At 30.7% G+C, this 14,461-nt stretch carries 13 protein-coding genes, 1 other RNA gene and 1 pseudogene; 3 read left to right on the forward strand and 12 right to left on the reverse strand.

The window, feature by feature from the left end:
- Window position 1: 1 nt before the first annotated feature.
- Window positions 2-1,639, forward strand: coding sequence for a flagellar hook-basal body complex protein (locus tag AJ930_RS00840; RefSeq protein ID WP_053872546.1), 1,638 nt, complete (start codon window positions 2-4; stop codon window positions 1,637-1,639).
- Between the two features lie 3 nt (window positions 1,640-1,642).
- Here the strand turns inward: AJ930_RS00840 and AJ930_RS00845 are convergent.
- Together AJ930_RS00845 and AJ930_RS00850 are read right to left on the reverse strand one after the other, a co-directional pair.
- A pseudogene (locus AJ930_RS00845) lies at window positions 1,643-3,513 on the reverse strand (flagellar assembly protein A).
- 2 nt (window positions 3,514-3,515) lie between these two features.
- A complete protein-coding gene (locus AJ930_RS00850) occupies window positions 3,516-4,193 on the reverse strand; it encodes a hemerythrin family protein (RefSeq protein WP_044780471.1) in 678 nt (225 codons plus the stop codon).
- A gap of 190 nt (window positions 4,194-4,383) precedes the next feature.
- On the opposite strand from AJ930_RS00850, the gene ffs reads away from it, so the two are divergent.
- Window positions 4,384-4,481: signal recognition particle sRNA small type (gene ffs / locus AJ930_RS00855), an RNA gene on the forward strand.
- A gap of 191 nt (window positions 4,482-4,672) precedes the next feature.
- On the forward strand, window positions 4,673-6,469 hold the full coding sequence (locus tag AJ930_RS00860) for a DASS family sodium-coupled anion symporter (RefSeq protein ID WP_070274708.1): 1,797 nt from the start codon (window positions 4,673-4,675) through the stop codon (window positions 6,467-6,469).
- A 27-nt stretch (window positions 6,470-6,496) separates the two neighbouring features.
- On the opposite strand, the gene mnmA is transcribed toward AJ930_RS00860, so the two are convergent.
- The 10 genes from mnmA to aroQ all read right to left on the reverse strand — a co-directional run bounded on the left by mnmA (window position 6,497) and on the right by aroQ (window position 14,431).
- Entirely contained in the window at window positions 6,497-7,513 is a 1,017-nt protein-coding gene (mnmA, locus tag AJ930_RS00865) for a tRNA 2-thiouridine(34) synthase MnmA (RefSeq protein WP_002860896.1), read from the reverse strand.
- Window positions 7,513-8,118, reverse strand: a complete 606-nt coding sequence (locus AJ930_RS00870; RefSeq protein WP_070274709.1) for a TIGR00730 family Rossman fold protein — start codon at window positions 8,116-8,118, stop codon at window positions 7,513-7,515. The genes mnmA and AJ930_RS00870 overlap by 1 nt, the downstream gene beginning before the upstream one ends.
- Before the next feature lie 68 nt (window positions 8,119-8,186).
- Window positions 8,187-9,029, reverse strand: a complete 843-nt coding sequence (gene fliY, locus AJ930_RS00875) for a flagellar motor switch protein FliY (RefSeq protein WP_070210676.1) — start codon at window positions 9,027-9,029, stop codon at window positions 8,187-8,189.
- A complete protein-coding gene (gene fliM / locus AJ930_RS00880) occupies window positions 9,026-10,105 on the reverse strand; it encodes a flagellar motor switch protein FliM (protein WP_002851710.1) in 1,080 nt (359 codons plus the stop codon). The genes fliY and fliM overlap by 4 nt, the downstream gene beginning before the upstream one ends.
- Complete coding sequence (locus AJ930_RS00885) at window positions 10,105-10,797, reverse strand: RNA polymerase sigma factor FliA (protein WP_032603269.1); 693 nt, start codon at window positions 10,795-10,797, stop codon at window positions 10,105-10,107. Before AJ930_RS00885 ends, fliM begins: the two co-directional genes overlap by 1 nt.
- Window positions 10,778-11,134 carry a hypothetical protein gene (locus AJ930_RS00890; protein WP_002854547.1) on the reverse strand — a complete coding sequence of 119 codons (357 nt, stop codon included), beginning with the start codon at window positions 11,132-11,134 and terminating at the stop codon, window positions 10,778-10,780. Before AJ930_RS00890 ends, AJ930_RS00885 begins: the two co-directional genes overlap by 20 nt.
- An 18-nt stretch (window positions 11,135-11,152) precedes the next feature.
- Complete coding sequence (flhG, locus tag AJ930_RS00895) at window positions 11,153-12,019, reverse strand: flagella biosynthesis ATPase FlhG (RefSeq protein WP_002854691.1); 867 nt, start codon at window positions 12,017-12,019, stop codon at window positions 11,153-11,155.
- Complete coding sequence (flhF, locus tag AJ930_RS00900; protein ID WP_002871493.1) at window positions 12,012-13,466, reverse strand: flagellar biosynthesis protein FlhF; 1,455 nt, start codon at window positions 13,464-13,466, stop codon at window positions 12,012-12,014. The genes flhG and flhF overlap by 8 nt, the downstream gene beginning before the upstream one ends.
- 9 nt (window positions 13,467-13,475) lie before the next feature.
- On the reverse strand, window positions 13,476-13,949 hold the full coding sequence (gene folK / locus AJ930_RS00905) for a 2-amino-4-hydroxy-6-hydroxymethyldihydropteridine diphosphokinase (protein WP_002851803.1): 474 nt from the start codon (window positions 13,947-13,949) through the stop codon (window positions 13,476-13,478).
- 2 nt (window positions 13,950-13,951) lie between these two features.
- Complete coding sequence (gene aroQ / locus AJ930_RS00910; protein WP_070274710.1) at window positions 13,952-14,431, reverse strand: type II 3-dehydroquinate dehydratase; 480 nt, start codon at window positions 14,429-14,431, stop codon at window positions 13,952-13,954.
- Between the last annotated feature and the right edge of the window lie 30 nt (window positions 14,432-14,461).

Below are 14,461 nucleotides of genomic sequence, written 5' to 3' on the forward strand. Positions count from 1 at the left end.
CATGATAAATTCATTTTATAATGGAATTTCTGGAGTTAAAACAAATAGTTTTGGTATTGATATTTATGCAAATAATATAGCTAATGTTAATACTACAGGTTTTAAGTATTCTGATGCTCAATTTAAAGATGTTTTTTATAGCACCATAACTACTCAATCAACTAATCCTGCTCAAGGTGGATATGGCTCAGGATCAGCTTCTTCTAATGTGGTTTTTGAGCAAGGTTCTCTTGTGGCAAGCGATAGCGAATTTGATGTGGCTTTACAAGGAAAAGGATTTTTTGGGGTTTTGGGAGCGGATGGTAATGCTTACTATACTAGAAATGGATCGTTTAAAAGAGATGCAAATGGATATTTGGTAGATTCTTATGGAAATTTTGTTTTAGGAACAATGAACCCTGCTTTTACCGGTATCAACTATAGCGATAGGGTTGCGGGGCTTATGGGGGATTATCTTAACACAGGAACTCCGGTAAATAATGGTTTTACCGTAAATTCAAATAATTCTTTCGGTATAGGCACAACTGCTTCTCAAGGGGCTATTAAAGTACCTGTGAATATGTATTTACCTCCTCAAGTAACTCAAAATGTAAAATGGAGTGGAAGTTTAAATACTAACACAACAACAGAAGTGGTCAAAGTAGATCTTGATCCTGGTAAATTTAACATTACAAAAACCGAAGATGGAAAATATGTAGTTAGCGGTAGTGTTAGCAAAGAAGATGTGTTTAGTGCTAAAGTGGGTGATAGGATCATTTTAAATTTCACTGACGATAATGGCGTAAAAAAAAGCTTTGAAGCAACTTTAGATGAAAATCTTAATTTTAAAAGCAATGAGCTTGATTTAAAAGGATTGGATGAAAATAGCATCAAGCTTGATACAGCTCAAATTTCAACAGAACAACAAAAAGCCAATAAAGATATTTTAGAATCCCCTATTTATAATGCAGATGGAAGTAAAAGTACTTTAAGGGTTACGCTTGAAAGAGTTTTGCCGCAAGAAGGCGATAATATACAATATAAAGCCATTGCTCAAATTTATGATTCTAATGGCAATGCCGTAGGCAATCCAACTGAAGGAAATATGGTTTTTGATAAAAATGGTGCTTTGCTTCAAAACAATATTACAAGCATTGCAAACCCAAATGGCGGAACAATTAATATTGATTTAGGCTCTCCTTATGATGCTAATAAACCTGGTTCGGGTTATAGTGGGATTTATATTAAAGAAGGTGTTGAAAAAAATGTAGTTACACAGCAAGATGGTGTAGCCGAAGGATTTTTTAAACAATATGATATATCTGATGATGGAAGTATTGTAGCACAATTTAGCAATGGTAAAAATGCTATAGTTGGAAAGCTTGCTTTATATAATTTTATCAATGAGCAAGGATTGGCTGCTATGGGCGATAATATCTTTGCTGCAACAGCTAATAGTGGTGATGCAAGTTTTATTATGAAAAATGGACAGATTGTTAATACAGCTAAATTTAAAGGTGGTTTTTTAGAGCAATCTAATGTTGATTTAAGTGTAGAGCTTTCAAATCTTATAGTAACTCAAAAAGCCTTTGATGCAAGCTCAAAAAGCATTACCACAAGCGATCAAATGATACAAAAGGCTATTAATATGAAAAGATAATTTTTAGGAATTATCTTTTTCTAGTTTTTCAAAAATAATTTTAATTTCTTCTATATCGCTTTCGCTATAATCATGACTTGATTTAATATAGCTTGCTTGTTGCCCTTTTTCAAGGTATAAAACTTTTTCATAATCTTTTAAATTTATTTGATGCTTTAGTTCAAGCTCGGTGTTTGTTTTAGGATAAAATTTTAAAAAATTATCCTCTCCAATATTTTCGGCTTTTATGTATATTTTTACATTATAAACCATTTCATCTAAAAAATTTAGCTTTGCGTCAATATGATATTTTAATTTTATAAGTTTTTTATACAAGACACTAAGATGATTATATTTTTTTATGATATCACGATAAAGATTTGAAAATTTCATATCTATAGCATTAAGTTTTTCAGTTTTTTGAAGTTTGATAATCTTGATTTGATTTTTGATTAGATAATCATAGTAATTTTGCATTTGACTTATGATATTATCAAGTTTACTCTTTGTTTTAAGGCTTAAATTTGTAAGATTTTCAGTTTCTGAGTTTGATTTATTGTTAATAAAATCTAGTGGAGAAATTACAATATTATTTTTAAATTTTATATTATTTGTTATGATTAGATTTTTTTGGGATATAAGATATTATCTGCTAATAAATTGCAAATATAAATATTTTCTGCTTCTATTTTTCCACCCATGCAGTTTTCAACAAATACATTTTTGGCTATAACTATCCCGTTTTCTAAATTTTTTATATACACAGTATCAGCTTGCAAAGTTCCTTTGTGTGTTGTAATAAAAATATCTTGTGCAAAAATTTCGCTTTTTGCATGAGTTAGGCCTTTGATGCTGATATTTCTTCCATAAAGTTTTGTCGCTCCAATGCTTCCATTTACTTTTATGTCTGAAGCTTGAACATTTACAATACCTGATTTAACAGCATCATCATTTATATCGAAATTAGTGATTTCTAAGTTTATATTTTCATCAGTATTTGTTTTGATTGAACCGGTTGTTTTAAGTCCTACTTGTGATAATTTTAAATTATTTGTAACGCTATATCCTGATCGGTCTTTATTTAAAAATCCATAATTTGCACTAAAATATTTAATTCTATCTTCTAGTTCTTCTGTATAAATGCTTTCGTCTTTTATGATAAAAGGATTATCAAAAAAAGCTATTGGATTTAAATGAAGGATTTCTCCTCTTAAATTTCTACCTTCTTTGCCAAGAATTCTATAAATGTATTCAAAAAGTAGCTCATTTTTTTCAATAGGTTTACAGTAGCTTCCTTCATCATAGCTAATATTTTCGTCAAAACATTCTTCGTTAACATCTCTATGATAAATAATTTCATCGCTTTTATGTTCAATCTTATCTACACCTTTGGCAATTTCAAGCTCTATTTCTTTAATAGATGGATTTTTTTGTATTGATAAGATAAAATCATCAATCTTGTCAAATAAATTTTTATCAAGTCTTAAGATTAAAAATTTTTGCTTGATCATTACTTTATAAATATTTTGCAAAATGTCAAATTTTAAATTTGGATAGTATTTAAAATTATCCAAAAAATTAATATTGACCTTAAGATAAGTTAAACTAGGATTAGATTTAAGCTTAACCACGAAACAGTTTTTTTGTGTTTTTGGATAAATTTCTATAAGAAATTTTTGCACCATGGTATTGTAATTTTTTACAAAAAAATCATCCGCATAAAATAAGTCAAAATCCTTTCTTTCATAAGTTTTTGTTTTTGCTGGTTTTATATTAGAACACAGAAGTTTAAAATCTATAATTCTAAAATCAAGAATTTGATCTGTGCTGGCTTGTTCATATTTTAAACTTTCAAAAGGATTGAAAGTTTCTAAAGTTTTTATTTCATAGCTCATCATTACACTCCTATGTTTTCGAGGATATGATTTAACATTTCATAATTTTGATTTAAATCAATATGATCTAAATGCACTAAAATTTGTCCACATTTTTCACATTTTAAAGTATTTTCTTTGCTAACAAGTTCTTCGTGTATGGTTTGTGGAACTGCATGAGTACGCAAATAACAGTTGCAAATATAATCATAGGTTTTTTCAGTCTTTAAATCTTGCCTAATCGATTTTAATTTTATGTATTGCTCTAGATTATAATGAATCTCTTGAAGATGTAGAGCTTTTTTTGTGAAGTTAGCTATCCATAAATCTTCAATAGCAAAATGATCTAAAATCCAATCTTTGGTCAATGTTGAAAGTTCAAATGACATTTTAACAATATCATTTGAGTGTTCTAAAAGTTCTTTAGTCTTTTTTAATAATATTTGATGAGATTTTCTATGTTCTTCAATCAAAGGAAAATCAATGCTTTCCATAAATTTTTCTTCATCTTTGAAATGAATTTTTACATATTGGAATAACTTTGTAAGAATTTGTTTTAAATCATTTTTGTGTTGCACATCATTATCTTGAATTTTTAAAGCTAAATCGTTTGCAATTTCAGCAATTTCAAAAATTAGTTCGTGTTGTTTATCTAATTGCATGTTTTTAATGCTAAAATCTTTACTCCATTTGATTTCCATGATTTTTCCTTAAAAATTTATATAATATATCTATATAATCGTATTTCCTTGAAAAAAACAATAATTTTGCAAATTAAATTTAAAAATTTATATAAAATATAACCAATTTGTTACATATTTATACATTTTTATATTTAGTTTTTATAGCTCAACACTTTTTAAGTATATTATGATATAATTTCTTTGCCTTTTCTTAGACCTGTGCAATGCTATTTTTAAGCACCGCTTCAGGGTGGGAACACAGCAGAGCACTTGATTTTAGTGTGTGCCGCAGTTATCTGGGGAAGGGTTTTCTTCATTTAAAATTCCCTATTTATTTTTCAATTAGACTAGCTTCTTTAATAACGTAAAAAATTATGTATGTTTGTAACAATAAATTAAAAATTTATTTAAAAATTGTAATTTTAAGATTTATTAAAATATTAGTTAATTAAAATTTAAGCATTGTAAATTACATTACCAATATCAAAGGATAAATAATGAACAGAAGTAAAATTCCCTTGTTGGTGCTGTGTATTTTAATTGCAGCTGTGTTTTGGCTTATGCCTACTCCTGTAGGTTTGGAAGATAATTCTTGGCATTTTCTTGGGCTTTTTATTGCTGTGATTATGGCAGTGATTTTGCAAGTAATGCCTTTGGGGGCTGTTTGTATGATAGCTATTGCCATAATAGCTCTTAGTGGCATTACCACTACCCAAAGTTCTGTGCGTGCTACACATATAAAAACTCTTGAGGGAATTGTTTTAAGAGATAATTCTAATATCTATAAAACAACTATGGATGAGGCAGTTGAAGCCTCTATTTTGCAGGCTTTAATCAATGCTAATATAAGTAGAAATTTAAAAGCAAAAGTTGATGAAATTTTAAAATCAAGCACAGATGTAAATTACCAGATTGAAAATCTAAGTAAAATTTACACCAAGGCTACTTCAAAAACTTCTACGCAACAACTTATTGATGAGACTAAAATTTCAGCTTTAAATACTTTAGCACTTGATTTTTTATCTCAAAAGAGTATAGATGAAAAGGTAAATACTGCTATATCAAATTTAAAATCTAAAACAGGTATAAAAGATGCTTTAAGTGGTTTTTCAAATTCTCTTATTTGGCTTATAGTGATTTCTATTATTGTGGCTCGTGGAGTTATTAAAACAGGACTTGGAGAGCGTTTGGCTTATCATTTTATCAGTATTTTTGGTAAAAAAACCTTAGGTATTGCTTATTCTATAGCTTTTTGTGAAACCATTTTAGCTCCAGTTACTCCTTCAAATACTGCAAGAGCAGGGGCTATCATAAATCCTATAGTTCAAGCTATTGCAAGAAGTTTTAAATCCACTCCTGAAGATGGAACGCAAAATAAAATAGGCACTTATCTTTCTTTGGTAAATTATCAAGCTAATCCTATTTCATCAGCTATGTTTATTACAGCTACAGCTCCAAATCCTTTGGTGGTTGATCTTATAGCACAAGCTACAAATTTAGAAGTGCATTTAACTTGGGGGCAATGGGCTTTAGGAATGTTTTTACCTGGTATAGCTGCTATGCTTTTGATGCCTTTGTTGCTTTATTTTCTCTCTCCACCAGAAATTAAATCTTCCACTTTTGCTAAAGATAAATTGAAAGAACTTGGAAAAATGAAAAATAGTGAAAAAATCATGCTCAGTGTTTTTGTCTTGCTTTTGCTTTTATGGGCTGGGACTTTTGGTTTGCTTTTTGGAATTTCTCTTGATGCGACTAGCGTGGCTTTGCTTGGGTTGTCTTTGGTGTTGATTAGTGGAGTTTTAACTTTTGGGGAAGTTTTGGCTGAAAAAGCTGCTTGGAATACTTTAGTATGGTTTTCAGCTCTTGTAATGATGGCAACTTTGCTTGGCAAACTTGGTGTTACTCAGTTTTTAGCTGAAGCTTTAGGTGAATTTGCTTCTGCTATGGGACTTGGGGAAATTTCTATTATGATATTTTTAAGCCTTGCTTTTTTATATACGCACTATTTCTTTGCTTCTACTACAGCTCATATATCAGCAATGTTTTTTGTTTTTTATAGCGCAGGGCTTGCCTTAGGAACACCACCACTTCTTTATGCTTTTATTATGATAGCTTCAGGTAATGTTATGATGGCATTAACTCACTATGCAACAGGAACAGCTCCTGTTATTTTTGGAACAGGCTATGTAACTCTTAAAAAATGGTGGAGTATAGGTTTTGTGATTTCCATAGTTGATATAGTAGTGATGATAGCTGTTGGACTTATTTGGTGGAAAATTTTAGGATTTTATTAATAATTTCTAGGAATTAATTCCTAGAAATTATTCTATAAAACCGCTTGCTATGACTTTATCATAATCATAAAAGACTGCCATTTGTCCGCTAGCAAGTCCATAAACAGGATTTTTTAGAGTGATTTTTGCACTTTTATCTTCATAAATTTCTACCTTGCAAGGTGTAGATTTTGAACGATAGCGGATTTTTACTTCGCAATCAAGCTCTTTAGCATCTATAAAAAGATTGATATTTTTTAGCTTAAATTCACTGATTTTAAGTTCTTCTTTGGTTCCTACGATGATTTGATTTTGCTTAGGATTGATTTTTAAAACAAAATGTGGTTCATGTGCCCCACGCACTTCAAAGCCTCTTCTTTTGCCTATAGTATAGTGCATATAGCCCTCATGTTTGCCTACTACTTTTCCGCTGCTATCTAATACTTCTCCAGGAATTTTTGTATCCATAAACTGATCTAAAACTTGCACATAAGTATCTTCAACAAAGCAAATTTCAGAACTTTCCTTTTGAGTGGCAAAAGATTTTAAAACCTCTATAGTGGAAGCAAATTTTTTCACATCTTCTTTTTTCATTTCGCCTAGCGGAAAAATAAGATATTTTAAAGCTTCTTTATCTGCACTGGCTAAAAAATAGCTTTGATCCTTGCTTTCATCTACTGCGGTTTTTATTAAGTTGTTTTCAAGTCTTGCATAATGCCCCGTGGCAAGTTTTTCACAACCTAAACTTTTAGCAAATTCTAAAAGTTTTCCAAGTTTGATAAAACGGTTACATAAAGCGCAAGGATTTGGTGTTTTACCCTCTTTATAAGTATCTACAAAAGGCATATAAACTTTGTTTTTAAAATCTTCTTGTAAGTCTAAAATATGATAAGGAATTTGTAAAAAATTTGCAACTTTTTCTACTTTTTTGATATTTTCTTCGTGGTAATTTGGTTTGCCATGAAGCTTCATATAACAACCTATAACTTCATGACCTAAATTTTTAAGTTTATAAGCAGTGACTGTACTATCAACTCCACCGCTCATAGCGACTAGAATTTTCATTAAATTTCCTTTAAAGTATTAATTATAAAATTCAAGTCGTCAGTGATTTTATACTTTAACTCATCTCCTTTAGAAATCACTTCAAGTTTGAGCAAAGAATTTCTGACGAACTCATCAAAACCTCGCCAAAATTCACCCCCAAACAAAATAATAGGAACATCTTTTTTAAATTCTAGTTGTTTTAATGTAAGAATTTCACACAATTCATCAAGTGTTCCAAAGCCGCCTGGGAAGATCACAAAAGCTAGACTCTTTTCAATAAGAGCCATTTTGCGTATGGCTAAGCTCTCAAAAGTAATATTATATTCTACAAAATCATTAAGTTTTTGCTCGTGAGGTAAAAATATATTAAACCCTACAGAACTCATTGAATTTGTATTATTTTTTTGTGAAAAAGCACCTTCGTTGGCTGCACGCATAATACCTCCTCCTCCACCGCTTATCACACAAAAACCATTTTGAACACATTTTTGTGCCAAAATTTTAGCCTGCTGATAATAAAAATTATCTTCTTTAAGTCTTGCTGAACCAAAAAAAGTAACAGCCTTTTCTAGTTCGGGTATATTTTCAAATTTTTCAACATCTTTTATGATTTTTGTATCCATCAAATACCTTTTTTAGCAAAACTATAAAAAATGATTATAGCTAATTTTTTTAAATTTATAGAGTAATTTTATCTTAATTGCTCTAATCTTTCTTTTTTAGATCCGATTTCTGTGATTTGAACACCAAAGTTACCATCGACAATTACTACTTCACCATAAGCAATTCTTTTATCTCCGATTAAAATTTCAAGCGGATCATTTGCAAGTTGATTAAGCTCTACAACTGAACCTATATCCATAGTTAAAACATCTTTTAAAAGCATTTTTTTATTGCCTATACGCACACGAACAGGTAAGCGTACATCCATGATAAGATTGATATTTTTAAGTTCTTCGCTAAGCATGATTGTTTTTTCTTCAGTATTGTGATTAGAATCAGTGCTTACATTTCCTGTTTCAGCAGGTTTCCCGCTTAGGATGTTATGGAGTGTTTGATCCATGGCTAAAGAAACTTGTTCTTCTAAATCGCCTATTTTTACATCATATAAAAATAATTTTTTAAAATCTTTAAAATCTACGCTTTCAGGCACAAATTCACAAGATTCTATACTAAAATCCATTTTTGGAATGTCTTTTTGGGCTCCTAAGGTTGTAGAAAATGCTGAAACGATGTTTTGGATAGCTTCTTTAGCTGCATCCATTTCATCAGGACCTAGTTTATCGTTTTTGGTGATCTCTTCTTCACCCATCATCCATTCACCAATAGCACTCATTAAAACAGCACCAGCTAAAATTCCTATTTTTCCACCATTTGCTATATCAAATATAGCATACACTAAAGGTGCTTTTAAAGTATCACTTGCATTGACATCAAATTCTTTATATTCGCTAAATTCAGCACTTTTTCCTGTTAAACCTTCAATGGTGCTGATGCATTCATTTGTAAACATTTTTAAAAAATCATTGATCATATTTCTTCATCCTCCTCTTCAGGCTCATCATAAACACTAGCTTTAGCTTTACGTTCTTCTTCGTATTTTTCCAAAATTTCTTTGATTTCATCTTTATCTGTGCGTATGAGTTCTAAAATTTTAATAGATTTTCTAAAACGATGCAATCCAATTTGTGCTAAGAAAACATCTTTTTTATCGATGCTTACTATAGCTTTATCATCTGCTTCTCTATCAAGCCTTAAAATATCGCCTTGTTTAAGTTCTAAAAATTCATGAACATTAATTAAGGTTTTTCCTAAAATTGCCTCATATACCACTTCAGCACGACCGATTAAAGTTTTAAGTTCTTTGTTACGTGATTTTTTGGCTGAGGTTTCACCCATCATAATATCGCGGTTTGCCAAACGGCTTAATATACTTTCTAAATGCACTACAGGATAGCAGATATTTACCATTCCGCTTGAATTTCCTATGATGATTTCCATTACCACCATGATAACAATCTCATTTTGAGATACGATTTGTACAACATTTGGACTTGATTCTTTAGCTTCAATACTAGGATAAATTTCAGTTACAGTAGCCCAGCTTTCTTTAAGTCTTTGCATAATGATACGCAAAATAGAATCAAGCAAATTAAGCTCAATATCCGTAAGCTCACGCGAAGCTTCATAGCTATCACCTTGACCACCTAAAAGCCTGTCTATCATAGGAAAAGCTATGCTTGGATTGATTTCTAAAACACAGTTTCCATCTAAGGGTTTGATAGAAAAAACGTTAAAGCTTGTTGGACTTGGTAAAGACATTAAAAATTCTCCATAAGTCATTTGATCGACTGAATGAAGTTTAGTTTCAACAATACTTCTCATCATCGATGAAATTTGAGAGGCTAAATTTCTTGCTAATTTATCATGTATGCCTTTGATTGTCCTAAGTTGTTCTTTTGAAACTCTGTTGGGACGCTTAAAATCATATACAACGATATTTCTTTCATCTTTTTCATCTTTTGAATTTGAGGCTATGGGTGTGTCGGTGTTATCATCGACAACTTCAAGCAGGGCATCAATTTCTTCTTGGGAAAGTATCTCAGCCATTACACTAGCCTTTCTCTAAGTTTTTTAAGGAGTTTTTTGTGAATTTGTGAAATTCTGCTTTCACTGATTTGTAAAATTTCACTGATTTCTTTTAGGCTTAATTCTTCATAATAATAAAGCTGAATAATTAACTGATCGCGCTCTTTAAGATCATCTAGCACTTTGTGAATTTTTTCTAAAAGTTCTTCTTTTTCAATTTTTTCTAAAGTATTGTCTTCGTTATAAAGTTCGATTTGCTCATCGATGGGCAGGGTATAGCTAATAGCATGAGCTGTTCTTACCTCTTTGATTTTTTCTACATCTAAATCAAGTTTTTTGGCTAGATACTCATCATCAGGTTCGCATTCATTCTCAAGGAAATATTCATCCATGATTGCATCAATATCTTTAATAATTTTGCGATTATTGCGACTCATTACATCAAGACTTCTAAGATAATCAAGCATAGAGCCATTAACTCTTTTTCTTGCAAAACCCCAGAAGTTATCATTTTGTTCTTTATCGTAACGGCGTGAAAGCTTTATCATTTCTTCAACGCCTATGCTAATAAGATCATTAACATCTATGCTTGAAGGCAAGCGTTCTTTTAGTCTAAAAGCCATAGCACGTAGGGCTGGCATGTAAGAAAGCACAAGCTCATCTTGCTCTTTCTTTAGCATTTGTGCATAAGCTTTAGGCGGCTCTTTTAGCATTTCTTCGTCTTTCTTTGGATTCATTTTTCTTTAGCTCTTCTCTTTCTTCATTGAGCTTTTCTAAAATTATATCCATTTTCTTTTCACGAATAACTAAATCGTTGATAATATTATTGCTAGTTTTTTCATAATCGTGTTTATTAAAGATTCTGCCACTAATTTTCTTTACATCTATAAAATTCATAATAGCAATATGAACAAAAACATAAAACATAAAAGTAATAAAACAAGTAAAAATCAGTATATCAAAGGCTTCATCTATACTAATAATGCTAAATGCAAGTCCTATAAAAAATCCACAAACAGTGAAAAATGCTACGTAATTTTCTGGCCTCATAATCTCTTCTCTTTATTGCTAAAATCTTTCAATAATTTTTCTAAAAAAACTTGAAAAACTACGATTTGAAACATTATCAAGCACTTTCCGTTCCAATCTATATAAAAGCTTGGAAGCTAGGGCTTTAAGCTCATCACTTGAGGCTGTGTTTTCATCGCTAAATAAAGTTCTTTTTTTAATACTACCACTTACATCTTTAGAAGCGCTTAAATGACCTAAGAATTCTAAATTTAAAGGATTTTTAATGTTTGCATCTGCAACTTTTTTAATATTTTCAAAAACTTTTAAAGCTTCATTTTCATTTTTTACAACATTAAAGAGCATTAGTAAATTTTCTTTTGTCTTAGAAGTTGTTTTTATGGTTGCATACGCATCAGTGATTGCTGCAGGATCAGGAACAGTTACTACTATAACTTCATCAGCCATTTCTAAAAAATTTAAAATATTTCCACCAATACCCGCGCCTGTGTCGATAATAAGAAAATCAAGCTCGTCTAAAATACTTGCTTGATTTAAAAATCTCTCGTAAATATTTTTATCATTATATTTTAAAATCTCATCTCCACTTTCGCCTGGGATGAGCCATAAATTTGGCTTAACTTCTATTAAAATATCTTCCAAGGAACATTCTCCGCGTAAAACATGCAAGAGATTTTTTTGTATGCGCACATTTAAAATGACATCCAAATTTGCCAAGCCAATATCAGCATCAAAAAGCCCAACTTTATAGCCATTATTTGCTAAAACATTGGCTAGATTTGCACTAATAGTACTTTTTCCAACGCCACCTTTTCCACTTGTAATAGCTATAAAATGAGTATTTTGGGATTTTTTGGTTCCATTTTGACTCATGAGATTGCGAAGTTTATTTGCTTGGTTATTCATTATTTTTTCCTTTGTTAAACCCTTCTAAAATACAATGAACTAGAAAATCACTATTGGCTACTTCTAAATCATCTGGCACTTCTTGTCCTGTAGAGAAAAAGCTTAGAGGAATATTTGTTTCATAAATAAGAGAGAAGATATTTCCAAAAACCTTTGTTTCATCAAATTTAGTAATAATCAAAGTATCAATATTTAAGAATGAAAAATTTTTATAAATTTCCATTAAATCTTCATGTTTGGTGTTTGCAGAAACCACTAAATTTACATCAATTTCTGCATTTGAGTGCATTAAAAATTCTTTAGTTTTAGCAAGTTTACTTTGATCGTATTGTGAATTTCCTATAGTATCAACTAAAATTACTTCGCAATTATTTAAGCTTTTTATCGCTTCATCTAAATCCTTTGGTTCTATGCTATCAATAATAGGAAGTTTCATCATTTTTGCATACTGAAAAAGTTGCTCAACCGCACCGATTCTATAAGTATCAAGCGTAATAATACCTGTTTTATAACGCTTATCTCCATAAGCATAGCGAAAAGCTAACTTAGCTAAGGTTGTTGTTTTTCCGACTCCTGTTGGGCCTACTAGCATCATGATTTTTTGTTTTTTTATATCGCTTTCAACACGACAAGGCAAGATATTTCTTAAAAGTGAGTGAAAATATCTTTGAACCGCATCTTTGTTGGTTTTCATAGCAGCTGGCATATTTTCTATAGTTGCTTTCATAATCGCTTCTAGATGATTTTCAAGCATTCCACTTTCTTTGGCTTGTTTATAAATACTTGCAAATTCAGGAGGTATCATAAGATTTTTTCTAGCTTCGGCTTTATCGTCCCACATCATATCTGCAAGAAGATCTATTTTATCGTTAAGCTTGTTGATTTGTTTTTCAAATTGCTTTTCAAAATTTTCTATTTTTTTATTATAATTTGGATTAGGGGTGTAATTTTCTAAAGGTGTGTTTGTGACTTTAGAAATTTCATTGCTAACTTCACTTAGTTTTTCTTTAAAATCATCAAAGCCTAGAGTCTTATTTTGATGAGGGTTGATTTTGTTTTGTGGAAAATCTTGATAGGTTTTTTTAGTTAAGTCATTGTTTTTTACAGTGTTTAAATTTGTATTTAAGCGAGTGTTTGAGAAATCCAAGACTACATCTTCATCTTCTTGAGGGATTTGAGATCTAATTTTTTCTTCTGTAAGAGAGGTAGAAGATGGTTTTGGCGAGCTTTTTTTTGCAGGTAAAGATTTTCCTTGTTTTTTTAAGTGTTCTTCATAGTCGCTTTCTTCTATGGCTACCATAACCTCATAAAGCGCACTGCGATTTAAGGTTTTAGGACGAATTTGTTTATTTGTTATAATTAAAGCTTTATCTCCGTAATCTTCTTTTACTTTGGGTATAATTTGTTCTGTATCTTCAACAGTAAAAGTATGTATAAGTTGTCCCATTTATATTCCTTATATCATGCCTAAAGGCAAAATTACACTCACTCTTTCTTTAGCCCCTTTATGAGGCACCTCACACCACTTATCACGCTTGACTTTTTGTGAAAAGTATAAAAGATCTAAATCAAGCGTTCTAGGAGCGTTTTTGAAAGTTCTCTTGCGTTTAAATTTTACTTCATAATAAAGTAAAACTTTCAAAAGTGCTCGTGCATGCAAATTAGTTTGTATCAACATAACAGCATTGGTAAAATCTTTTTGCTCTTTAAAACCAAAGGCTTCATTTATCAACATAGGAGATGTGGATAAAATTTTAAATCTTTTATCATCCATCATTACTCGAAAAAGCATATCAAATCTTTTTTTTTCGGGCTCTATATTGCTTCCTAAGCCTATAAGAGCTAAATATTTAAAAGATCGTATATTTTGACTAAAAAAAGGAAAAAAACGACTTTTTTCAAAGTGTTTTACTCCTTGAATTTTTAGCATTATTATTTATTTGTTTGTTGTGCTTGTTGCATCGCGCGCAAATTTTTTATTTGCTCACAAATTTGAATTATACCCATTAAAGCCAAGTGATAGCCAAAAGGACCAAAACCAACAATAGTTCCAGAACATACAGGCGCTATAAGACTTTTTTGACGAAATTCTTCTCTGCGATAAACATTGCTAATATGCACTTCAATTGTAGGTAAAGCTACTGCTGCAATAGCATCGCGAATAGCTATTGAAGTATGAGTATAGCCTGCTGCATTGATAATAATTCCATCAACTGTTCCAAGGCATTCTTGAATTTTATCTACGATTTCACCTTCAAAATTACTTTGGAAAAAGTCAAGTTCTACATTGTTTTGCGATGCTGCAAGTTTCATTTGCTCATGAATTTCTTCCATTTTCATAGCACCATAAATTCCCACTTCTCTTACGCCAAGCATATTAACATTTGGGCCTTGGATAATCATTATTTTCATGGATTTAACCTTAAAAATTTATTTTTTAAC

It is taken from the genome of Campylobacter sp. BCW_6871, from assembly GCF_001762325.1.
Classification (GTDB): domain Bacteria; phylum Campylobacterota; class Campylobacteria; order Campylobacterales; family Campylobacteraceae; genus Campylobacter_D; species Campylobacter_D jejuni.

Coding starts and splice junctions, on each gene's coding strand:
- AJ930_RS00890 (WP_002854547.1), bottom strand. CDS start 11,134: ATGAGGCCAGAAAATTACGTAGCATTTTTCACTGTTTGTGGATTTTTT.
- fliM (WP_002851710.1), bottom strand. CDS start 10,105: ATGGCTGAGATACTTTCCCAAGAAGAAATTGATGCCCTGCTTGAAGTT.
- AJ930_RS00885 (WP_032603269.1), bottom strand. CDS start 10,797: ATGCTAAAAGAGCCGCCTAAAGCTTATGCACAAATGCTAAAGAAAGAG.
- AJ930_RS00840 (WP_053872546.1), top strand. CDS start 2: ATGATAAATTCATTTTATAATGGAATTTCTGGAGTTAAAACAAATAGT.
- flhF (WP_002871493.1), bottom strand. CDS start 13,466: ATGGGACAACTTATACATACTTTTACTGTTGAAGATACAGAACAAATT.
- aroQ (WP_070274710.1), bottom strand. CDS start 14,431: ATGAAAATAATGATTATCCAAGGCCCAAATGTTAATATGCTTGGCGTA.
- AJ930_RS00860 (WP_070274708.1), top strand. CDS start 4,673: ATGAACAGAAGTAAAATTCCCTTGTTGGTGCTGTGTATTTTAATTGCA.
- flhG (WP_002854691.1), bottom strand. CDS start 12,019: ATGAATAACCAAGCAAATAAACTTCGCAATCTCATGAGTCAAAATGGA.
- folK (WP_002851803.1), bottom strand. CDS start 13,949: ATGCTAAAAATTCAAGGAGTAAAACACTTTGAAAAAAGTCGTTTTTTT.
- mnmA (WP_002860896.1), bottom strand. CDS start 7,513: ATGAAAATTCTAGTCGCTATGAGCGGTGGAGTTGATAGTACAGTCACT.
- AJ930_RS00870 (WP_070274709.1), bottom strand. CDS start 8,118: ATGGATACAAAAATCATAAAAGATGTTGAAAAATTTGAAAATATACCC.
- AJ930_RS00850 (WP_044780471.1), bottom strand. CDS start 4,193: ATGGAAATCAAATGGAGTAAAGATTTTAGCATTAAAAACATGCAATTA.
- fliY (WP_070210676.1), bottom strand. CDS start 9,029: ATGATCAATGATTTTTTAAAAATGTTTACAAATGAATGCATCAGCACC.